At 42.2% G+C, this 22981-nt stretch carries 14 protein-coding genes, 1 tRNA gene and 1 pseudogene; 9 read left to right on the top strand and 7 right to left on the bottom strand.

All coding sequences use genetic code 11. The annotated features are described in order from the left end of the window. Positions 1-5: 5 nt before the first annotated feature. Entirely contained in the window at positions 6-1139 is a 1134-nt protein-coding gene (locus AAHJ11_RS22020) for an AI-2E family transporter (protein ID WP_148365300.1), read from the top strand. Between the two features lie 94 nt (positions 1140-1233). Beyond that, positions 1234-1306 (top strand) — tRNA-Lys (locus tag AAHJ11_RS22015). A gap of 117 nt (positions 1307-1423) precedes the next feature. On the opposite strand, the pseudogene AAHJ11_RS22010 reads toward AAHJ11_RS22015, so the two are convergent. After that, positions 1424-1615: pseudogene (locus AAHJ11_RS22010) on the bottom strand (transposase); the annotation flags it as partial. 214 nt (positions 1616-1829) lie between these two features. Here AAHJ11_RS22010 and AAHJ11_RS22005 point away from each other — a divergent pair. Further along, on the top strand, positions 1830-3155 hold the full coding sequence (locus tag AAHJ11_RS22005) for an ATP-binding protein (RefSeq protein ID WP_320974320.1): 1326 nt from the start codon (positions 1830-1832) through the stop codon (positions 3153-3155). A gap of 488 nt (positions 3156-3643) precedes the next feature. Here the strand turns inward: AAHJ11_RS22005 and AAHJ11_RS22000 are convergent, their stop codons facing one another. Continuing rightward, positions 3644-4048: a helix-turn-helix domain-containing protein gene (locus tag AAHJ11_RS22000; protein ID WP_004299170.1), complete on the bottom strand. Its 405-nt coding sequence runs from the start codon at positions 4046-4048 to the stop codon at positions 3644-3646. 15 nt (positions 4049-4063) lie between these two features. Then, entirely contained in the window at positions 4064-4483 is a 420-nt protein-coding gene (locus AAHJ11_RS21995) for a helix-turn-helix domain-containing protein (protein ID WP_148365369.1), read from the bottom strand. A gap of 540 nt (positions 4484-5023) precedes the next feature. Here AAHJ11_RS21995 and AAHJ11_RS21990 point away from each other — a divergent pair. The 4 genes from AAHJ11_RS21990 (at position 5024) to AAHJ11_RS21975 (ending at position 16025) form a co-directional block, all read left to right on the top strand. Continuing rightward, positions 5024-8110, top strand: a complete 3087-nt coding sequence (locus AAHJ11_RS21990; protein WP_320974319.1) for a TonB-dependent receptor — start codon at positions 5024-5026, stop codon at positions 8108-8110. Between the two features lie 15 nt (positions 8111-8125). After that, complete coding sequence (locus tag AAHJ11_RS21985; RefSeq protein WP_217721298.1) at positions 8126-9964, top strand: RagB/SusD family nutrient uptake outer membrane protein; 1839 nt, start codon at positions 8126-8128, stop codon at positions 9962-9964. 380 nt (positions 9965-10344) lie between these two features. After that, on the top strand, positions 10345-15243 hold the full coding sequence (locus tag AAHJ11_RS21980; RefSeq protein WP_262912931.1) for a tetratricopeptide repeat protein: 4899 nt from the start codon (positions 10345-10347) through the stop codon (positions 15241-15243). A 38-nt stretch (positions 15244-15281) separates the two neighbouring features. After that, the gene (locus tag AAHJ11_RS21975; protein WP_148365375.1) at positions 15282-16025 is read left to right on the top strand and encodes a hypothetical protein; all 744 of its coding nucleotides are present in this window, start codon (positions 15282-15284) and stop codon (positions 16023-16025) included. Positions 16026-16140: 115 nt separating this feature from the next. Here AAHJ11_RS21975 and AAHJ11_RS21970 read toward each other — a convergent pair whose 3' ends face one another. From AAHJ11_RS21970 to AAHJ11_RS21960, 3 genes are all read right to left on the bottom strand, one after another. Next, on the bottom strand, positions 16141-16992 hold the full coding sequence (locus AAHJ11_RS21970; protein ID WP_115485012.1) for a methylated-DNA--[protein]-cysteine S-methyltransferase: 852 nt from the start codon (positions 16990-16992) through the stop codon (positions 16141-16143). After that, on the bottom strand, positions 16989-17534 hold the full coding sequence (locus AAHJ11_RS21965; RefSeq protein ID WP_148365377.1) for a methylated-DNA--[protein]-cysteine S-methyltransferase: 546 nt from the start codon (positions 17532-17534) through the stop codon (positions 16989-16991). Before AAHJ11_RS21965 ends, AAHJ11_RS21970 begins: the two co-directional genes overlap by 4 nt. Positions 17535-17917: 383 nt before the next feature. Further along, complete coding sequence (locus AAHJ11_RS21960; RefSeq protein WP_148365379.1) at positions 17918-20011, bottom strand: BT4734/BF3469 family protein; 2094 nt, start codon at positions 20009-20011, stop codon at positions 17918-17920. Positions 20012-20358: 347 nt separating this feature from the next. Between AAHJ11_RS21960 and AAHJ11_RS21955 the strand changes: the two genes are divergently transcribed. Next, positions 20359-21009 (top strand): HU family DNA-binding protein, encoded by a 651-nt coding sequence (locus tag AAHJ11_RS21955; RefSeq protein WP_148365380.1) that lies wholly within the window; start codon positions 20359-20361, stop codon positions 21007-21009. Between the two features lie 212 nt (positions 21010-21221). On the opposite strand, the gene AAHJ11_RS21950 is transcribed toward AAHJ11_RS21955, so the two are convergent. Continuing rightward, positions 21222-22304: a linear amide C-N hydrolase gene (locus AAHJ11_RS21950; protein ID WP_148365382.1), complete on the bottom strand. Its 1083-nt coding sequence runs from the start codon at positions 22302-22304 to the stop codon at positions 21222-21224. A gap of 491 nt (positions 22305-22795) precedes the next feature. Between AAHJ11_RS21950 and AAHJ11_RS21945 the strand changes: the two genes are divergently transcribed. Then, positions 22796-22966 carry a hypothetical protein gene (locus AAHJ11_RS21945; protein WP_258978435.1) on the top strand — a complete coding sequence of 57 codons (171 nt, stop codon included), beginning with the start codon at positions 22796-22798 and terminating at the stop codon, positions 22964-22966. Positions 22967-22981 lie beyond the last annotated feature (15 nt).

The following is a 22981-nucleotide window of genomic DNA, read 5'->3' as shown; positions in this document are numbered from 1 at the left end:
AGATTATGGAAAGGAAAAAGATAACATTCGACAGTTTTATACGCGGTTCCATCGGATGTGTGTTAGTTGTAGGCATATTAATGCTTGTGGAACGTCTTAGCGGAGTGTTATTACCTTTCTTTATTGCGTGGCTGATAGCTTATATGGTCTATCCGTTAGTCAAATTCTTCCAGTATAAACTACGATTAAAAAGTCGCATTATTTCCATCTTCTGTTCCTTATTCCTCATTACAGTTATCGGAATCACTTTATTTTATCTGTTAGTGCCGCCGATGATTTCGGAAATAGGCAGAATGAACGACTTGCTGGTGACTTACCTCACCAATGGAGCCGGCAACAATGTGCCTAAGAATCTTTCTGAATTTATCCACGAGAACATCGATCTTCAGGCACTGAACCGTGTATTAAGTGAAGAGAATATTCTGGCGGCAATCAAAGATACCGTCCCCAGAGTGTGGACTTTGCTTGCAGAATCTCTCAACATTCTATTCAGCATCCTTGCCTCCTTCATTATATTATTATATGTAATCTTTATATTATTGGATTACGAAGCGATAGCTGAAGGATGGTTGCATCTGCTACCCAATAAATACCGTACGTTTGCCTCCAACCTGGTTCACGACGTACAGGATGGTATGAACAGATATTTCCGTGGACAGGCTTTGGTTGCTTTCTGCGTAGGTATTCTTTTCAGCATCGGTTTCCTGATTATCGATTTCCCCATGGCTATCGCTTTGGGACTTTTCATCGGAGCATTGAATATGGTTCCCTACTTGCAAATCATCGGTTTCCTTCCCACTATTTTATTGGCGATCCTCAAAGCTGCCGACACCGGACAGAACTTCTGGATTATCATTGCATGTGCATTAGCCGTCTTTGCAATCGTACAAATCATACAGGACACCTTCCTTGTCCCCAAAATCATGGGAAAGATTACCGGACTGAATCCTGCCATCATCCTTTTATCTCTTTCTATCTGGGGTTCATTAATGGGAATGCTCGGCATGATTATCGCCTTGCCACTAACAACTTTGATGCTCTCCTACTACCAACGCTTTATTATCAACAAAGAAAAGATAAAATATGATGAAGTAGAAACTACTGATAATCAAGAAACAAGCCATAACGAGGAAAAATAATTGAAACTTTTTTCTACGGAATGCTTGCAAATTAAATAAAAGTAACTACCTTTGCACCCGCAATCAGGAAATAACTGATTCGCAAATAAGGATTGATTCGCTAGCTCAGCAGGTAGAGCACAACACTTTTAATGTTGGGGTCCTGGGTTCGAGCCCCAGGCGGATCACGAAAATAAAAAAGCCTCTGATTTTCAGGGGCTTTTTTATTACCCTACGGCTTTCTCCGGCTCAGTTTGAAAAAGGAGGATCAAGGGGGATCAGTTGTAATTCGGGGCAGTAGAAATTTAGTGGGGATATCCATATATCTTTGCCATTCTAAACAGAAAAAACTTTCTGTCTGCCACTCCATGTAAGTTTGCCCTAAAGAGTTTGATCTTGGCGTTGAAAGACTCTGCTGCCGCGTTTGATGTCCTCTTGTTATAGAAGTTTAGAATATCATCATAGTGTTCGTAGAATGTAGCCGCAATGACATTGAAAACTGGAATACGTATCGGAACACTAATTTAGTGTAACAAGACATGCTGCATGAACTGAAATGTTAAGTATTCACTCTTTTTTGATTTTCAGAACCTTAATCATATTATAGTTTCGAAATTATTAGTAACTTTGTTATTGATTTTAAATTTCACCGTCGTAAAGTTTACGATGGTAAACTTTACGACGGTGAAATCAAATATAAAAAGATAGGATATGAAATTCTACAATAGAGAAAAAGAGCTAGCATTATTGGAAAAGGTCCGCCGAGTGTCTTTTTCCGTACATTCACAAATGACGGTACTTACCGGTCGGCGGCGTATCGGTAAGACCAGTCTTATATTCAAAAGTTGTGAAGATACTCCTACGGTATATCTATTTGTCAGCCGAAGCAATGAAACAGATCTTTGTTTACGATTTACTTCCGAGATCCGACAGGCACTTAATATTTATGTACCAGAACTTACCAATTTTGCAGAAATGTTTCGTTTCTTAATGGATTTGGGAACACGGATGGAATACAATCTGGTTATTGACGAGTTTCAGGAATTCTATTACATAAATCAAGAGATTTACAGTTTGATACAGGATACTTGGGATCGGCTGAGGAAGCAGAGCCATGTCAATCTTATCGTGAGCGGTTCGGTTTATACACTTATGAATAAAATCTTCAGAGATTCCAAAGAACCGCTGTATGGCCGTGCTGACAGTATAATGAAATTGTCTTCTTTCACTACTTCCATATTAAAAGAAATCATGTCGGATCATAAAGCAGACTATACCAAAGATGATTTGTTAGCACTCTATACCTTTACCGGTGGTGTTCCAAAGTATATTGAGCAGTTTATGGACAATGGATGTACGAGTATGGAAAACATGGTTGATTTCATGTTGCAACCCGATTCGTCCTTTCTGACCGAAGGACAGGCTTTGCTGATACAGGAGTTCGGAAAAAAATACGGCAATTACTTTTCAATCTTATCAGCAATCTCCAACGGTAAGAATACCTTGCCGGAAATGGAAACTGTTATGGGTGGAATGAGTCTGGGCGGACAATTAAAGAGATTGGAAGAAGACTATGATTTGATAAAGAAAAAACGGCCTATACTCTCAAAAGAGGGTTCCCAGACAGTCCGTTATGAAGTATCGGATATGTTTTTACGTTTCTGGTTCCGGTATTTTATCAAGTATCAAAATTATATAGAGATACAGAATTTTGAACGCTTGGCTGATATTATTAAAAAGGATTATCCAACTTTTTCCGGCTTAGCTTTGGAAATGTATTTCCGCCAACAGATGATGGAAAGCAAGGAATTTGCAGATATAGGTTCTTGGTGGCAAGGCAAGAATAATAAAGATCAGGATGAAATAGATATTGTCGGACTATATGCAGAAGAGAAAAAAGCTCTGGTAGCAGAGGTGAAAAGACAATCCAAAAATTTCAAACCGGATTTGTTCACACTAAAAGTAGAGGAATTACGGAAAAAAGTCTTGTTTAAGTATGAGATAGAAAGCAGGCTTTTTTCAATGGAAGATATGTAGATGTGAATTCTATTTAAAGCACCATGATTACTAAAATTAATATTGAAAGACTTGGATTGTTCTCAAATTATTATTGGAAACAAAATATTGGGACATTAGTGAATCAGAATTACAGTGTTGTGAACACTACACCATAATACAGTAAACTTAAAAATGTATCCAAACCCCGGGAACTAAAGAGAGTTTGGATACCTCAATATTTACAGTAAAAAATATTATTTATAAAGTTTCAATCAAATCTTAATTATGCTTACAACATAAATGTGATAACTACCCATATAAACAGACAGAAGTGTATCACATAATTATGACAACATCATCTCATATCTTTTCGACCACAATTCGCAGCAATTTTTCATTTTCCCCTCTTAAAAACTTAATTTCTTCTTTCAACCAATCTATTTCCTTGTTTTTTGAGGAAATCAATTCAGCTATCATTGCGTCAGGAATATAATTACTACTGATAAAATTCAATATCTTGGAGATATTTATTTCTTCTCTTTTTTTAAAGTTTCAAATTGCTCCTTTTGTTTATCCAACAGCTTTTCGAAAATCTCAATTACCTGTTCAACAGGAAAACTATTAAAGGTCTGATTATTGCCCGTATTACTGACAGCACTTTTAACACCACAATTCTCGTAGAAGTTATTCGTATTATACAGAATCGTTTCTTCGTTAAAGTTCTTCAGGCCATCTACAGTAACGCCTAGTGCTGAAGCAATCTCGCCTAATCGTTCATCGTCAAACTTCTCTGTTTGTTCTATTTTTGAAACAGCCTGTTTCGTTATACCTAACAGATCACCGAGTTCCGCTTGAGTCATTCCCCGAAGCCGACGTACCCGTTCAATTTTTCTTCCCAGATGAATCGTATTTGTGTACTTTTCCGTTTCCATATTCCAGTCTGTTAATTATTTGCCCTGCTTTATGCACTCTCTTAGAATCTCTATTTTCTCCTGTTCACTTTTCAACAAGCGTTCATACAGTTCAACCACCTTTTCAATGGGATTAATCTGTTGCGTGTGAGCTGCATAAACAGTAGCGGTTGCTCCCGGAGAAATCGTGGCATCTTTATAGTTATTAATATTACAAATGGCTTTTTCAACATCAAAATCCTTGATGACATCAGTAGATATTCCCAAGACTTCAGCTATTTTTGTTAGCAGTCCATCTTCTATTTCATCTTGTTTTTCTATCTTCGAAATCTCCTGTTGACTAATACCCAGATCAGAAGCTAACGCCTCCTGTTTCATACCTAGATACACACGGATTCTTTGTAGATTGCGACCGACATGCCTTTGATTCACCTTGTCCTTTACTTTAATATCCATATCATTATTGCTTTAGTAAATACATTGAGACAAAGATAATGAAAATAAAATTCGCAACTACATATCACCCTTTGAAAAAGACAGCTTTCTATCTGTTTCTCTTTTAATATAACCTAATTAGATCTATTTTATCCCAGTCTTTATCATTCTTATCTACTTCTAAAACTTTACTACCGTAAAGTTTACAACGGGTAAAGGTTTAATCAACAACAATATTACCTTATAAAATCAAATATACAACAGGTAGTAAGAAACAACTCTGTCCTGATAAAAGTCAACTTTATTTTTTTCAGTTCCCAGTTCTATATGCATAATTTTGTCCTGTCAGTTTTTTACTGACAGGAATCGTGGCGCCACATTCAAAACAGTAATAGAATAATGTTTAATTAACATTGACATTCTGAACAATCATTATTTAACCAATAAAATCTAATAGCCTATGGGATAAGTAAAGTCGTTACAATCGAGACATAGCTTTAAATTGTCCGGAAATTTAGCTATCCAAAAACAAATTAGTAAACATACAATTAAACAAAAAACATGAAATCATTTTCTGATAAAACAAACATAGGGTGGAATAATCCCCTAAAGACTGTTTATAGAATGAATTTTTACCTATTATTCTTATTAATAGGTTCATTATCGATACTTGGATCAACACGGGCTTATTGCCAACAGAGCAAAACAATCTCAGGTATAGTGAAAAACTCTCAAGGAGAGACGATTATCGGAGCGAATATCGTTGAAAAAGGTACCAGCAACGGGACGATTACGAATGTAGACGGACAATTCACACTGCACGTAGCACCCAATGCAATATTAAAGGTATCTTATATGGGATACACGGAACAGGAAGTCAATACACGCAACAAGAACAAGGTGGAAATCATACTGACGGAAGACGCCAGACTGATTGATGAAGTAGTGGTGGTAGGATACGGATCGGTCAAAAAACGGGATTTGACGGGTGCGGTAACCTCTGTCAAGAGCGCGGAAGTGCTGGCCGCTCCTACCAATAATGTAATGGAAGCACTTCAAGGCAAGATACCCGGAATGGATATCACCAAAACTTCAGGACAGATAGGGGGTGATGTCACTATCCTGCTTCGTGGTTCACGATCCATCTATGGCAGCAACGAACCGTTGTTTATTATCGATGGAATCCCCGGCAGCTATAGCCAAGTCAGCCCGTCGGACATTGAGAGTGTAGATGTATTGAAAGATGCCTCCTCCACCGCCATTTATGGTTCCGCAGGAGCAAACGGCGTTGTCATCATCACCACCAAAAGAGGAAAAGAGGGGAAAGCTACCGTAAACTTCGATGCTTATTACGGATTCAGCGGTTCACCCAACTACAGGCATGGGATGACGCGGGATGAATGGGTCACCTATCAACGGGAAGCCTATAAATATAAAAACGGTGACTATCCCACAGATATGTCCGCCCTACTGGGAAAACAGGATTTTATAGATGCATACAACAACGGCAAATGGATAGACTGGGTGGATGAAGTATCGGGCAATACAGCTACCACAGAGAAATACAGTCTTTCAGTCAGTAGCGGCACTGAAAAGACAAAATTATTTGCTTCGACTTCCTACAACCGGGAGGAAGGTTTACTTAGCAACGAGAATCTGAACAGATATTCGTTACGCCTCAATCTGGATCAGCAGATATTTTCATGGGCAAAGGTAGGCTTTACTTCCAATTTAGTCTACCGGGACTTGAACTCCGGCGTGAAAAACACATTCACCAAATCTCTCTCCACCATCCCGCTGGGTGATGCTTATACCGAAGAAGGGGAGATCAATCACGAATTCATCACGGGACAATATTCCCCGATGAGTGATTTCATAGAGAATCAGTATGTAGACAACACCCGTTCCACCTACCTGAACATGAGTGGCTATGTCGAACTAGCTCCCGTCAAAGACCTGACTTTTACCAGTCGTGTCAATGGAACTTTGAATCACTCACGCCGCGGGCAATACTGGGGAGAAAAGTGTAATGCCAACCGTCCGTCTTATGCAGGTTCACCGCATGCTTCCATCACCAACAACAATGCCTGGAATTACACTTGGGAAAATATTCTCGCTTACAACACAACCATCGCAAAAGACCATAATCTAGGAGGTTCACTGATTACTTCCTGGAATAAGAACCAGTCGGAAAGTAGCATGGCTGCCGCCAGCGGTCAGATGGTAGATCAATGGTCTTTCTGGCGACTGACATCGGGCACTTCCCAACATGTGGAGTCCGACTTCGCACAGACACAGAAAATGTCTTTTGCCTTCCGTCTGAACTATTCGTACAAGGGCAAATACCTGTTTAATTTCTCGACCCGTTGGGACGGTGTTTCACAATTTTCTACCGGACATAAATGGGATGCCTTCCCCGCAGGCGCACTGGCGTGGAGAATATCCGACGAGGCATTTATGGAAAAGACACGCAGTTGGCTGGACAACCTGAAGTTGAGAGTGAGCTACGGTATCACGGGTAACTCGGGAGGAACCACCGCATACAGCACCACAACACAAGCATACGTATATACCGCTTCGGGAATTTCCATTAATGGGAAAATCGTTCCTTTCACGCAATACGCTGATAGTTACGGTAGTTCCGATCTCGGATGGGAGAAATCATACAACTGGAATGTGGGGTTGGATTTCGGCATCCTGAACGGTCGCATCGACGGCTCAGTAGAATGGTTCAAAACAACAACCAAAGGATTATTATTCAAACGTACATTGCCCATCACCAGTGGTCTGACCGGATGGGGATCGCCTCTGGCCATCTGGCAAAACATCGCCCAGACCAGCAATCAAGGTGTGGAAGCAACGATCACTTCACACAACATACGGCACAAGGATTTCACTTGGAACACCACTTTATCCGTCACCTGGAACAAGGAACAAATAGACGACCTGCCCGACGGTGACCTGATTGCTGAAAATCTGTTTGTCGGTGAACCGATTAAAGCCATTTACGGATATAAGTATGCCGGAATCTGGAGAACCGATACTCCACAGGAGACATTGGATGCCTACGGCGTAAAACCCGGCTTCATCAAGATAGAAACCTTAGACCAGAAAGGTGACGGAGGCGTACATAAATACAGTACGGAAGACCGACAAATTCTGGGACACTCCAATCCGGACTGGATCATCGGATTCAGCAATTCCTTCACCTACAAGAATTTTGATTTATCTGTCTTTGCCATGGCACGTTACGGACAAACGATCAACAGCGACCTGCTCGGCTATTATACCGCCGAACAGAGCGTAACCAAGAATCAGCTGGCAGGTGTAGACTACTGGACAGAGGATAATCAGGACGCCTATTTCCCCCGTCCCGGAACGGCAGATGAGCAAAAAACCGTATATCCTTCATTAAGAGTACGCGACGGTTCCTTTATCAAGATTAAGAATATCACACTGGGATATACACTGCCCGTAAACATATCACGCAAGGTTTTGATGGAAAAATGCCGCATCTATGCCACAGCCTACAATCCGTTCATCTTTGTAAAAGACAAACAATTGAAAGATACTGATCCCGAAACCAACGGTTCGGATGCATTCCCTACCTACCGGCAATTTGTTTTTGGCGTTAATTTGACATTTTAACTAAAGATTATAATCATGAAAAGTATATATATAAAATTCATATTTTGCAGCGTGCTGCTCTCGGCCCTTTCTCTACACTCCTGCACTTTGGACGAGTACAACCCGGGCGCATTTACCAAAGAGGCTTTAGCTACTTCCATCGATGGATATGAAACCCTGATTAACCAGTGCTATTTTGCTATGGAAAGATTTTATTATGGTGCTGCCGACTGGATGTCACTGACTGAAGGCGACACCGATCTTTGGACGTATAAAGCCAACGAATCAACCAGTTACACGCAGTGGTTCTGGTTTTTCGCAGGAACATCGCCCAATACGACTTACACCAATAATTGGTGGAACGGGACTTACGACGGTGTGGGAGCCTGTAACGAAGCCATCGCATTAGGAGACAAACCTCCTTACACCACGGAAGAGGAACGGAATGCAAAGATTGCGGAAGCCCGTTTTCTTAGAGCTGTGTATTATTTCAACGCGGTGGAACAATTCGGAGCAGTGACGATGCTCACAGAACCCGTAGTGACGGAAACGTTGACCTACTCCCCCACCCGCACCGATCCGATGACCATCTATCAGGAGGTTATTATCCCCGATTTAAGATTTGCATCCGAATGGTTGCCAACAGGTACGCATGCAACAACTACCACTCCGACAAAGAAAGCCGCTCTCGGTTTTCTGGCTAAAGCCTGCTTGCAGACGTACGAATATGGAAGCACCGAATATTTGCAGGAAGCTTTGGATGCAGCCAAGAAATTGATTACCGATTGCGAAACTGGCGGTGGGAAATACAATACGTATATGTATCCATCGTATAGCGAGGTGTTTAAAGAGAGCAACAACTGGGAAAACAAGGAAGCTCTCTGGAAACATCGCTGGTATGCAGGAGCAGACGGACACGGATCAAGCAATGGGAATTATAAGTTGAATCGCAACGACGAGTATTTCTTATGTAATATCAATAAATTCGGTGCTCGTGAAGACAATCAGGAGACACGGCTTACCTGGGAAGGCTCAATAACCGGTATCTTTATGCCTACACAGCATTTATTGAGTTTGTATGTGCAGAAAGACGGAACATTAGACCCCAGATTTCATGAATCGTTCACTACAGAGTGGAACGCGAACAAGAATTACACTTGGGACGAAAGTGCCGTACACATGTATGACAAGGAAGAAACCGTCATTGGCAAAGCTCTGAATAAAGGTGACTTAGCTATTAAATTCATCATGCCGCAGGACATCGATTATGCAACAGAGAAACAAAAAGAACACATTTCTGATTATTTGCTGATTGATTATCATCATGTATATAGTGACGACAATCATAATGTGAACATGAATTATGCTTATACAAACGTCACAGGCAATTACAAGAATGACGGCACAAACGAGAACCAGTTCCGCTACTATTATCCGTCACTGAATAAGCATAACAGCAGTAATTATTATGTAGCCAATGCTTCCAAACAGAGAAACGGTAATCTGAATGCAACGTTTATCATGCGTATGGCAGAAGTTTATTTGATTGCGGCAGAAGCAGATATTTACCTGAATGGCGGGACGAATGCAGCCGGTTATATCAATAAGGTTCGCGAACGTGCCGGAGCAAATCCGCTCACAGGGAGTATTACGGTGCAGGATATCTTAGACGAAAGAGGCCGTGAACTTTGCGGAGAATATTGCCGCTTCTACGATTTGAAACGGACAGGCATGTTTAAGAACTCAGAGTATCTGGAGAATACTCATCCGGACTTGGCCCGGTTCTTCCATCCGAATTATGCGTTACGTCCCATTTCAACCACATTTACCGCAACAATCACTAATGGCAGTGAATATCAGAATCCGGGATACTAAATAGATATTTCAATATGTACAGGTGCTATGGAGTCAATCCTGGCACCTGTACATTTCGACTACAGATTCGCATTGAGAATGAATATCCGCTACTTGGCAAAAGGTCATAGGCAGGCGATAACTCCCAAGCTCCATTTATCTGTGTTCTTTGACGTGTTTTTAAAAATCGAAGTGCAAAATCTAACTTTTTTACAAGATTGCTATAATAAATCAAAGTTTTTCCCTATGTTTGTATTAAAGGGCAACAAGATTTAAAATCTCGGAATTAGATGATAATACAAAAAAGTATGATGTATCAGCCTATACAATAAATGAGATTTTTTATAAGTTCCAGGTTCCATCCGACAATTTGTAGAAATCAGATTAATACATATACCACCATGAAAAACAATTTTCAAAAATCAAGGAACATCAGGATATTTATTTCATCCACCTTTCAAGATATGCAGAGCGAAAGAGATATGCTGGTTAACAAAGTTTTTCCAAGACTGCGGCAGATTGCCTACGAACGCAATGTCACACTGACTGAAGTCGATCTGCGATGGGGAATCACCGAAGAAGAAGCAAAGTCAAGCAAAGTGGTGGAAATATGTTTGGACGAGATACGGAATTCACACCCGTTTTTCATCGGATTATTAGGAGAAAGATACGGTTGGTGTCCATCGAAAGAAACACTCATTGAACACCAGGCCATGCCTGACAGATACGAATGGCTTGCCGCTGACCTCGATCATGGGATGAGCATTACGGAAATTGAAATTCAATATGGCGTGCTTCGGTCGCTCGAACCGGTCTATGCTTCGTTCTATATACGCGAAGCAGATGAAAAGACGATGGAAACCGATCCAAGGCAGGCGCAGCTAAAAGAAACAGTAAGAAATAACAAAAGATATAACACCTATGATTACTGTTCCCCCGAACAATTGGGCGAACAGGTGGAATCGGAATTCAAAACATTACTCGACCACCTTTTCCCCAAAGATAAAGTCGAAGATCCCGCCGTACACGAAAGACAGAAACTACAAGCCTTTCTGGATGACAAATCGGATAATTATATACCCAATAAAGCTTATATCTCCTACCTGGACAAGTTTCTAAACAATACACCCAACCAGCATCTGGTGATTACCGGAGAAAGCGGTATGGGTAAGAGTGCCCTTTTGGCTTATTGGCTTAAAAATATCATCGAAGATGATCGGTGGAATGTGGTAGCACACTTTAGCGCCAACTCATCGCAGAGTTTGGACACGACGGATATTGCGAAGCATATAACCACCCAGATAGACTCTCTATACGGGCTTGAGCAGATGGAGGAAAACGACCGACAAATCGAACACAATGCTACCGATACAGATAATATAGATTACCAGAAACTAGCCTTGAGGGCCCAACTAATTGCCGGACAAAAACCTTTACTAATCGTTTTGGACGGCGCCAATCAACTTTCAGACCGGAATCATAGAACAAAACTATTAAACTGGTTGCCTGACTTCCCGGACAATGTAAAAATAATCTTTTCAACTATCGAGGAAGATAAAACCATGCAGGTATTCAAAAAACGGAAATACCCTGTAATAACAGTCTACCCCTTACTGCTCGACCAACGCAAGGAACTGATTGTAGACTTTTTCGATCGTTATCGCAAGCGGCTGTCCGAACAACAACTGACCATGATACTCAAAGGCAGTGACATAACAGACAACACCATGGTACTGATGTCATTACTTGAGGAAATCAGATGTTTCGGAAATTTCGACAGCCTGACCAGCTTCATCAGCCAAATGACTAACCTGCCAGACATCAACTCGTTTTTTGACAGACTATTACAGCGCAAAGAGCAAATATACAACACCCCACTTTACCCCTCGCTAACATCAGACTTGCTGTCACTGATAGCATTATCCAAAGATGGATTATCTGAAACAGAACTGATTGCAATTAGCAACATCCCGTCGCTCTACTGGTCTCAATTCTATTGTGCAAACACGGCCCACCTAATGATTAGGGACGGACGAGTAGTTTTTGCACACGACATGATACGACAGGCTATTGAACAGAAATACCTTAACAGCGAAAGAAAAGTACAATTAAGACAGAACATTATAGACTATTTCAATCGCGAAGAAAACAATAACTTCCGCAAGATGGAGGAACTCCCCTATCAACTTTATCACGCCGAAAAATGGGACGAGCTCCACGAATGTATTTCAACACTCGGCTATATGAGCCGACAGTTTAGCACCAACAACATTCACGAATTCATACTTTACTGGCGTACACTAAAACAAGCCGATGCTTCAAAATATAAAATTTCACAAGCCTATATTGAACAGATTATGGGAAGTATGGCTGAAAAGGCTGAAATGGCAGTTATGCTACAATGGGCTTATTGGCAGATGTTCCGCAATGACGTTATCCGGCTGACCAACATCTGTATTTCTTATCTGAATGATTTGGATGCAGCCTACGAACTGGTAGAATTCCTAATCCGTATGTGCGACCAGATGGCCGACGGCGATACCAGTGAAGAACGCTGCTCGTTCCACAATCTGGCTGGTATGATCTGTATTCGCAAAAAAGAATACATCCAGGCGTTAAAGGAATATAGGGAAGGATTATCACTTGCAGTCCATGCTTACGGAGAAGACGACCTGAAAATAACATCTTACCTGTGTAACATCGCTGATGTATACCACAGTATCGGCGAATCACAAGATCCGGTCGATAAAGACGCATTGGAAAAAGCGAAGCTGATCCTCGAAAAAGTCCTTAAGATGCGCAAATCCATCCTGCCGGACATGCATGATGATATTGCCGTAGCATACGATAATCTCGCCGGTATATACAGGTTGCTTGGTGAAGAAGAACTTGCTAAGGAATATCGTCTGAAAAGTCAGGACATATATGTCAGTCTCAAAGGTGAGAATGACATTGATGTAGCCATCGCATATCATAATTATGCACTCGAATGCCGCATGGAACAAGATTTTGACCAAGCCAGAGAGTATGCCGAAAAAGCCCTTACGATATATCAGCACATATTAGGAGATGAAAATACGCATACCCAAGAAGAATATCACTCGCTTGCAGAAATTGAGATGTATAGTGGAAACTATCCCAAAGCGACCGAATATATGAGACATGCGATAGATATTTACCAAAAGATTGGAGACCGTGACATAACGCTGGCCGAGCTACTGAACAGCCAGGCCTCCATATATCTTCGGGCCAACCAACCTGATCTGTCTCTCAACACAGCATTGGAGTGCATCAGTCTACTCGAAACATTAAAACAAACAGACTCAAAACTGGCTGCTACCATGTATGACAATCTGGGTAAAGTCTATCTCGTCCTAAATGATGAAAAGCTTTCAGAACATTATTATCTGAAAGGAGCCGAAACCTGGCATAATATGGATAACCTGGAAAAAGAAGCTGCCTCATACTCCTATCTGGCCGCAGCATACAACACTTTCAATCGTTTCGAAGATGCAGCAGTTGCGCTCGAAAAATCACTTGCTTTGCTGGAAGAATGCGATAAAAGTCAGGATGAAGCAGCTGCCTATGCGAACAATAATTACGGAGCAATATGTTTCAGACTAGGACACATAGACAAGGCAATCGAACACATTGAAAAAGCCTGGGAGATACGCTCCGCCCTGTTCGGTCCCGACGATCAGATGGCAAGGCAGTACAAGGACACGGTTGAACAACTGAAACAGGCAAATAAAAATACAGAAGATTCGGCCAATGACAAACCCAATGAAAAGCAAACAGCCAATGCAAATGCCGAAATCGAAGAATTTGCAACCTACATCGGTATAGATGATCCGGCATTGACCGATACCTTCCGACAAGGGAGAGACGCCTTTCAGACGGGTTATTTTGAAAGAGCTGCCGATATGTTCAATCGCGCCCTTCATCATTGCAACCAAAAGGGGGTTGAAAAAATGTCAGTAGCCCGAAGCCTGATTTATCGCTATCTGGCTTATTCAATGGAAATGAAAAAGGAAGAAGACCAAGCAGAAGAATACTATCGTATGGCAGCCGACATCGCTATCCAAAATGATAATGATGCTGTGGCCAAACGGGTATTCAAAGACATGGCCGAATTCAATTGGAATCGAGGTAATTTCGAGCAGGCAGAAATGAGCTACTGGCATGAAATACGATGCTTGCTAAGTTTGTATGGCTTCTACAACAAGAAAACGATAGCATGTCTGAACAACATAGCGCAGGCCATAACCAAACAAGATACTGTATATTGGCAAGTCATCCTCCGATGCTTCGAATTTGTTTATGTCCTCTCCAGCGATAACGAAGAATACAAGCAGTCACACCAAAGTGCAAGCAATGGAATCGGTACGTCGATTGAACATCTAAAACAAGAAGACGAATCGTTTGATGACCAAAACTACCGAATCGATCTCGAAAGTGCAGTAATTGTTCTGATGGATTACACAATCGGCTTAGGCATGTACAATACAGCACATCAACTGTACATCTCTTTTCTTGAAGAAATAGCTGCAAACAGTGGAATAACCGTAGACGGCTATTACCTGATTAGTTTACGAAGAATAACAATGGACGCCGTTTTGGATAATCCGCACAGGGTAATCACGGCGGGACTCAACTTGCTACAGAAGGCTGAATCACAGCCTCCTTCCGACGAAATAAAAAGCCAAATAGAGATAACGATAGCAAATGCCTACTGCGACACCATGCAATATCATAAAGCCCTGCCGCTCTATGAAACCAACCTGACTTACGAACCCAATCTCATCATACCACTGGCCAAATGTTACAATGCATTAAGCCACCCGCAAGAGGCTCTTCAGATGCTGGAAAATGCCATGAAGCAAGATCCGTCAATTTCCACATTGCCCGGAATTGACAAAGTTCTCGGTAAGATACTTCTCGACACAGGGCATATCAAGGAAGCTCTGGACGCCTTCAACCGTTACGAAGCTGACAAAACCGATGCAGGAATCTCCCCTATGACTATCCACAAAGCTCTCGCACTCTATTTGTCCGGTAGCGAAATGGATGCCACACAGCTGGTACATTCTGCCATGAAACTACTGAAAGATGAGAGCAACGACCTTTTGTACAGGATATCCATCGGCATTGAATTGATTGATTATATGTTCCAAACAGGCAACATCGAACAGGCAGAAAAATTGATCGACCAACTTCACGGACTGTTGGAGGAATTGCCCGACAGTATGCAAGAACCCTATAATACCCGCATTGTCGCAATAAGACAAGCCCCAAACTAAGAAAGAATAATAAACAGGTATAAAAATAATAATGTAATATGAATATTCAGGAAATTTTAAATATGGTTGACGAAGACATAGCACGTGCCGAAGAGCAACAACCAGATAACAAGGAGGAGAATATCGATTTTCTGTTGTCCGAATTGGAAGCATCCCGTGAATTGGACGAGGACCGGCTTGCGGAAAAATACCTGGCCATGCACACTATGTATCAATTCCTTACCCGACCAGGTAATCTTATCAAAATACTTGACTGTAAAGATCAGCTTACGCTAGGTGAATGCCTGCCTATGCTCACTTATCTTCCGTGGGTAAAAGACACCGAATTTGAACGGCTCTGTCTGGAAGCATCATTTTGTTCCCTGTATAACCATTTTCAATATGGAAATGAACTGGAAAAAGGTTTTGCAGCCATTGCAACCATAAAATTACTGCTTCATCACTCAGAGCAGCTTTTACCTTGTTTCGAAGAGTTTCAACAAATAGCCTACGAAAACGAGCACTTGCATAAACAGATGGACGAAGTGGATTTCCAGTATGAACCCCAAATACTACTTTATCAGGTGCAGGCTTCGATGGTACCTTTCGTCCGGCGAGTTTACGAAATGTATCCGATGCTGGAAGAAGAAAGAATAAATGAATTCTGCAATAGAATCGAAGCAACGCTTGCTGATTTAGAATTGTCGCAGGAGAGAATGATGTTTAAAACCCGACTGATTTATAATTTCATGATTGAAGCGGATATCAGGTGCTATGAAGGAATAAATGAAGAAGAGGAATGATAGTCATTCGACTACAAATAAATCCCGGCCTTGCGGTTTCATCCTTGAGCCGGGATTTATAAATGAAAGAAGAACCCGATATCTCGTTTCTGACTTTTCTTACCGCCAGTACTTATTATTTATTCAAATATCCATTTTTCGCAGCCTCCCAACCAATAATTGCAGTCTTTCGAATCTCTCCCCAGTGGTAATTACCCAACTCACCGGAAGAACGAATGACACGATGACATGGAATAAGGAAAGCTACGGGATTCTCACCGACAGCCGTTCCTACAGCCCGGCAAGCCTTCGGGTTATTAATACCTGCGGCTATATCTCCATAAGTAGTCAATCCGGCGACAGGGATTTTCAGTAAAGTCTCCCAGACCTTTAGTTGAAAGTCAGTACCTTTCAAATGCAGCTTTATATCTTTAAGTTTCCTCCAATCCTGCGTGAAGATGGATAAAGCATTTTGCTGCATCTCATCCACAGCCGGAGTAAACGTTGCATTAGGAAACTTCTTCAACAAGGAATGAAATGCCGCATCGTGATCGTCTGCAAACTCCAGACAACAGATACCTTTATTGGTAGATGCAATAAATAGTTCACCAAAAGGACTTTTGGCAAAACTGTAATTGATAGAAAGATTTTCACCACCGTTTTTATACTCACCCGGTGTCATACCTTCTATATTTACAAACAAATCATACAATCTGCCTGTACCTGAAAGTCCCGTTTCCTGTGCCGTATCAAACAAAGACGCATGAGTCTCATCCAAGATTTTCTTGGCATATTCAATACTGGTATATTGCAAGAACTTCTTAGGACTAACCCCTGCCCACTCCGTAAACATACGTTGGAAATGTGCCGTACTCAACGCCACTTCCCGGGCAATCTCATCCAATCCCGGTTGCCTTTTGAAATTCTCCCTTATATACCCGATTGCCTGTGCAATACGTGCATAATCAAGCGTTTCTTGCTCATTCATAACAGAGGTTTGCCATTTAATTCCAAATCCAGTAACCGTTTTTTAGCAGGAAGACCGCCGGCATAACCCACAAGCGTGTGGTTACTGCCGATAACACGATGACACGGAGCAAAAATAGAAATAGCGTTCGCACCATTAGCAGCGGCAACCGCACGGACAGCCTTCGGCATATCCAGCTGTTTCGCCAATTCTCCGTACGATACAGTCGAACCGTACGGAATATCCAGCAACTTATACCATACGCTTTTCTGAAAATCCGTACCTACAAAAAGCAAAGGCACTTCAAACGCAGTCCGTTCACCATTGAAATATTCGTCCAACTGCTGAATCGCTTCCTGTATAACCTCGGATGTACTTTCTTCATAACAGGCTTTCAACACTTTCCGCAACCTCCTGTCTACCATATCTCTATGACTTTCAACCGCCCAGTCACAAAGACAAAGCCGATCTTCAAACGAGCCAAGCATCAAATCGCCACAAGGAGAATGATAACGCTGTATCTGAATGACATTGCCAACTATTTCTTTCCTTTTATCTTCCATCTTAACTTATTTTCGGGGATTGATAGCACTGCTTTTGTTTTCCACACCTGCAAAAATACATTTATTGTACTTACAACTGAAAAAGCAATCCATCATATTTTGACTTTCAACCCCATTTTAGTTTCCAATGCCACAAAATTAGCACACAAATATCTGATAAACGACCCGAAAATTGCGATTCTTATAAAAAGAGGACAACTAAATTCAAAATAAGCCGCGATTTTATTTTTGTATACGATTTACCCTCACACCCTCACCCTTTGAACCAAATCCTTTACTCATGGGAGTTACAGGTGTGAGGGTAAAGGTGAGGGCAGAGTGAGGGTGACTTTTACCCTCACCCTGCCCTCACTCTGATTCCGATTGACTATTCCCCTTATCAACTACTCCACCTTCATCAAATGATAAAGCGTTCCCTTACGAGATTTACGGCAAGGAATATTCAGTTTTTGAAGTGCGCGCCCGAACTGTCCCACCTTACTAATAGCCAACTTATCCCGTGTTTTCGTCTGTAAATAGCTCAAAATCTGCATAGCAGTCAGCCATTCGCCTTCCATTTCCTCCTCTACCGGATTAAGATAACAATGAAACAACTGCTCCAACGGACTAGCCTGTTCGAACTCACGGTTGGTCTGTTTCAATATATTTTCATCTTCATCATTCAGCCAATAACGTTCCCCTTTATAAATCGCCTCCATTGCTTGAGCATACAACTGTTTATAATTGATGGTAACGTTCGTTTGAATAGGAGCCGTCACCTCGATACAAATGAAACGGCGGCTACCACTGGGATCGGTAAGCAAATCTTTCTGATTGCTGGTTCCGATAAAAGAAGCATAACGCCTCATTTCCCGAATCGTATTACCGTAAGGCTTACGCAAATTCGCGACAGGCTTCTGCAACAAATGCTTCAGGAATCCCTGCTGACTGACATTAATCTGATCGAACTCATCAATATTAATCAGAAAAAAGCGCCCCAAATAACGTTCCGCCTCCTGCTTACTCTTGAAATCAATACTGTCCGTATAGCCGAAACGAAGTTCCGGCGGCAGGATAATGCGACAAAATGTAGACTTGCGATACCCTTGCGAACCGACTAGCAAAGGCGAAGTACTATTACCATGCTGCCGGTCAACTCCCCTCCAATGCGCCACCATACTAAGAAACCAACGGTAAAACAATTCCTGCCAATGCGGATTATCACAAGGAACCAAACCAGCCAATGCACGAATACGATCCTTCCCGTCCCAACGCCCTGCCTCATAAAGATATTCTTCGACAGGATTGTACAAAGGAACACATTCCGAATTCAGAAAACGATCCACATCACGATCCCACGCACTGATTCCCTCTTTCAATGCATTGATTGCAATGCTGTTGCGCACCCGTTTATCCACCGGCTTAAAGCAAAAATGAACGGAGTCACGCTGACGATATTCCAAATCATCCAGCACCGTATTGTAACGGAATTCATAACGGCGTTTCATAAACTCTTCCAGCAGAAAAGCCGTCTCCTGCTCTTTGCTGATGCTGCATTTCTTGCCGAATCCCTTACATTCCTGGTAAAGATTATGGAGTATCGAACGAATCACCAGTTCTTCCTCCTCACGATAATAATGAATCATCGTCTGCCGTATCGCTTCCTCTTCGGGGATACCCGCCTTGAAACAATGCTCGGCAAGGCGGACCAGCAAAGGTTGCAAGTCGTCCCCACGTTTCCAGTTCTCCATTTCCTGAAGTGCCCTGTTCAATGCCGCTTCATAAATCTTCGTGAACGTTTGCGCCGACTCATATCCCGGTTGCAATCGCAATAAGGGATTCTTCTCGCCCTGCTTCCGCTGGCGGAAAGTCTCTTCTCCCGGCATCGTAAGCGGCTGTTCCAGACAAAACGGCACTGCATCCGGATTATAATAAGGAGCCTCATCCAACGTCATACGACATTTCTGGGTCAACACAGGTTCCTTCAGATCGATATCGAAAGGTAACATCGGCTGATAACATGTCACAGCCAGCCGATAAGCATGGACATGAAACAATTCCGCCTCCGCCTCTTCAGATGGCAACCCTCCATCATCCGGCAAGGCAAAACGCACCCATATCTTCACACTACGACCACTGGAACCACAAAAAGCGGCAAAAGTCTGTGGCAGAAGTGCCGCTTGCCGTTTCACAAATTCCGCTTCCGACCCACCGGCCAGCCGGCTCACTTCCAACTGTACCAATCCGTTATACTGCTTCATCTTCCGTTCACCCTCTTTGGTCCGGGTATATTCCACAGCAGAATAAATGTATGGCAACTTATCTATATGTTCGTACCGGGCATATGTACCTTCCAATAACGGTATAATTTCCCGCAAAGCCGTGATATGCCCCGCTTTCGTTTCCGTTTTCATTTTGTCGAATAATGTGCCTGCCTCGCAAATGCTAAGAGCTTCTTTTCCGCTCCCGTTGTCTTGTCTGATTAAAGTAATTTTCATCCTATTTTTGTCTATTTTTTCTACAATCAAATATAAATGTTTAATTCCTGTAAAGATACGCTTTTATCTTCCGGAAAACAAGCATTTCATCTGATAAATACCCGTATTTCATTTGCATTTGCCTTATTATTTATGTATCTTTGCTTAGTAGTTGCCAAGGGCTCACCCGTGTGAACAAACAGGCTATCAATTGTAAATAAAAACGTCCACAGACGTAAACAGTCTTGTTCACATGAGTAAGCCCTTGCAAAACATTAGAGCTTAACAAAAGAAACATTAAGCGCTAACGTATTACTACTTAAGAGAATACATAACAAGAACCGTTACTTTAAAAACAAACAAAAGCTATGGCAATATTATTCGATTGGTATGAAGACCCGAAACCTTCAGACAAACAGCAGGGAGAAAACAAAAAGACCCTGCATCCGCGCATCAAATACAACGGTTCCACAGGGACCGACGTACTGCGGCGGCGTATTCAGGAACGTTGCTCACTGACGGAGACGGACGTCTCTGCCGTGCTCGACGCTCTTTCGCACATCATGGGACAGGAATTGGCGGAGGGACGCCAGGTACATCTGGACGGCATCGGTTATTTCCATCCCTGCCTGACCACCACGGAACCTGTGACGATAGGCACTAAACGGAAAGCAACTAAAGTGAAACTGAAAGCCATCCAGTTTCGTGCCGATCAAACATTGAAAAACGAATTTGGCGTGCTTAAAGTGAAAAGCCTCAAAGGAGGACTGGATTTCACCCAACTAACGAATGAGGAAATTGACCTGCAACTGACAAAGTACTTCCAAACCCACCCATTCATGCGAAGATATGATTTTCAATACCTTTGCGGAATGGCAAGAAGTACAGCTATGCGACATATCCGGCGTCTGCGCGATGAAGGTAAATTGAACAATATGGGTGGAGCCATGCAGCCGATTTATGTGCCGGGAAATGGATATTATGGTAATAATGAAGCAATTAGTGTAAAAACGGAATAAGATTAGCCAACCCAAATCAGGACGAATCAGGGTGAGGGTAAAAAGTTACCCTCACCTACTCTCACCTTTACCCTCACACCTGTAACCCCGATGAATAAATGGATTAAGCATAGGGTGAGGGTGTGAGGGTAAAAACGTCACCAACATTTATTTGAGAACATTCTTAATGCAAGCAACTATTGCACAAGAGTACCTCCATACAGTTCCATCTTTTACCGGGGAATCTTAACCATTTCAACCGGCTGCTCCTGTATCTTATCCAACGGGTGTGACTGATATCTTACCTTTGAGAAATCAATAGCCTTTAAATCGATGCAACGTATCGAATTGTTATAGGCCGTTTCATAATAAATCTTCCGGTTCGTCAGGTCGATAGCCGAGGTCCATTGCGTAGCACTTGGAATATCAGGAATATCCCCCTGCGAATGTTCTATACCGATAGGAACATCAAAATTGTTAAGCAAGTGGAAACATTGCTGCACGGTATCAAAGCCTGTAGCACGTTGAGGAGCTGTCCCCCGATAAAAGGCAGCACGTACAAACCGAGAAGGAGGCGTGGCATCGCCCGGAATGCCGAGAAAACCGGAGTTACCACCAGTCGGCTGCAACGTAATACCGCTCAATTTTTGCACGGAAGCGTCACCCGGATGAAGATTGACGTAGTTGTTCAAATTAGTAAGTTGCCATTCAAAGCCGGGGGCATTCGTCAATACCCCTACTTCATTCTCATAAAAATGCGGCACACCACCTACAATTTCCAACACAACCTGACGTCCCGACGGTTCACCGATACGCCAGTGTACTACCGCTGTCTTTTCCAGCCCTACGACACGTACAGAAGAAAGGGCTGCCTTCACCTCGTCAATAGTGGAAAACTGCGACAACAGCCACCCCGCCACTTGAAGGTCTGCCAGTGTCCGCTGGTTCTGTGCAGCATCATACGTCTCATAACCACCATAGTGAGGAAAGAAAAATAGTCCGGCTGAAAGTCCTGCCTCATTGATTCCTTCGGCAATAAACTCTTTTTGCACAACAGCCAGACCGACCACCCCATATTTTGCCGTAAACGTCAGTCCATTGACACCTGTAGGAGTGAATGACGTGAGCTGTTGGCCACGTGGAATAATCACATATTCGCTTTGCAACACACCGCGCGCCCATTCAATCGTACGGGCTTGCACATAACTGCCGTCACGGGATGTCAGCGAGATTCCCGTACAAGCTACAGCCTGAAAAGTGCTGCCACATACGGCGGCAGCAATCCCTAACAATAAGTTCTTTGTCATCTTCATCATTATTTATATATTTATCGCTAAAAACTCAATACTGTATAAAGACAACAAAATATGGGTTATTTTAGTTTGCAGATATATCTATTATAGATCAGCCTACAAAAAAGAAAAAACGGACAAACATATTTTATGCTCATCGAACAAAACAAAAGCGGGAAATTCTTTGTCATTTCTTTGTTATCCTCCATAAATCATCTATCTTTGTCTTTTGAAAGCCGAAGAGAAATGCGGCATATTGAAACGTTTTTTGCGCTAAGAAAACTACCAATTTTATTATAAACAAAAAACATGGTTTCAATAAATCTGTTTCATACGTGCGACTTAGGGTCGGGCGTGTGAACATATTTATTAAACCATGTGGGTATTGGTAGTACCTCTTAGCGGATAAATATGAACTCAGCGTCCGGCTTCTTTTATATATTAAGGTATACATCGCACAAGTATATACCAAACATACAACAGAACACGGACGGTCATCAATATCCAAAAGAAGTATGAACAGACCGAACAAAGAAACATTGCGCCGTGTCATCCGGAAGATATACAAACTGAATGACCATGAAAAGCTTGCGGAGAAACTACCCGCATCTACCAACATGCCCGTAAAAATCAGCCCTGTATCATACAGCAAACAAAATATCAGCGAAGCCAGTGAACACATATAGCTAGCTTCCTGCAAA

Origin of the sequence: Bacteroides sp. 90-K9/2 (genome assembly GCF_047310725.1) — a bacterium.
GTDB classification, from domain to species: Bacteria; Bacteroidota; Bacteroidia; order Bacteroidales; family Bacteroidaceae; genus Bacteroides; species Bacteroides vicugnae.
The sequence above is the reverse complement of the archived record's forward strand: the minus strand, read 5'-3'. Positions and strand labels throughout refer to the sequence as shown.

Bases quoted from the DNA above. Each gene is read 5' to 3' on its own strand.
- AAHJ11_RS21995 (WP_148365369.1), bottom strand. From the start codon at position 4,483: ATGGATATTAAAGTAAAGGACAAGGTGAATCAAAGGCATGTCGGTCGC.
- AAHJ11_RS22005 (WP_320974320.1), top strand. From the start codon at position 1,830: ATGAAATTCTACAATAGAGAAAAAGAGCTAGCATTATTGGAAAAGGTC.
- AAHJ11_RS21945 (WP_258978435.1), top strand. From the start codon at position 22,796: ATGAACAGACCGAACAAAGAAACATTGCGCCGTGTCATCCGGAAGATA.
- AAHJ11_RS21985 (WP_217721298.1), top strand. From the start codon at position 8,126: ATGAAAAGTATATATATAAAATTCATATTTTGCAGCGTGCTGCTCTCG.
- AAHJ11_RS21960 (WP_148365379.1), bottom strand. From the start codon at position 20,011: ATGAAAATTACTTTAATCAGACAAGACAACGGGAGCGGAAAAGAAGCT.
- AAHJ11_RS21950 (WP_148365382.1), bottom strand. From the start codon at position 22,304: ATGATGAAGATGACAAAGAACTTATTGTTAGGGATTGCTGCCGCCGTA.
- AAHJ11_RS21975 (WP_148365375.1), top strand. From the start codon at position 15,282: ATGAATATTCAGGAAATTTTAAATATGGTTGACGAAGACATAGCACGT.
- AAHJ11_RS21965 (WP_148365377.1), bottom strand. From the start codon at position 17,534: ATGGAAGATAAAAGGAAAGAAATAGTTGGCAATGTCATTCAGATACAG.
- AAHJ11_RS21970 (WP_115485012.1), bottom strand. From the start codon at position 16,992: ATGAATGAGCAAGAAACGCTTGATTATGCACGTATTGCACAGGCAATC.
- AAHJ11_RS21990 (WP_320974319.1), top strand. From the start codon at position 5,024: ATGAAATCATTTTCTGATAAAACAAACATAGGGTGGAATAATCCCCTA.
- AAHJ11_RS21955 (WP_148365380.1), top strand. From the start codon at position 20,359: ATGGCAATATTATTCGATTGGTATGAAGACCCGAAACCTTCAGACAAA.
- AAHJ11_RS22000 (WP_004299170.1), bottom strand. From the start codon at position 4,048: ATGGAAACGGAAAAGTACACAAATACGATTCATCTGGGAAGAAAAATT.
- AAHJ11_RS21980 (WP_262912931.1), top strand. From the start codon at position 10,345: ATGAAAAACAATTTTCAAAAATCAAGGAACATCAGGATATTTATTTCA.
- AAHJ11_RS22020 (WP_148365300.1), top strand. From the start codon at position 6: ATGGAAAGGAAAAAGATAACATTCGACAGTTTTATACGCGGTTCCATC.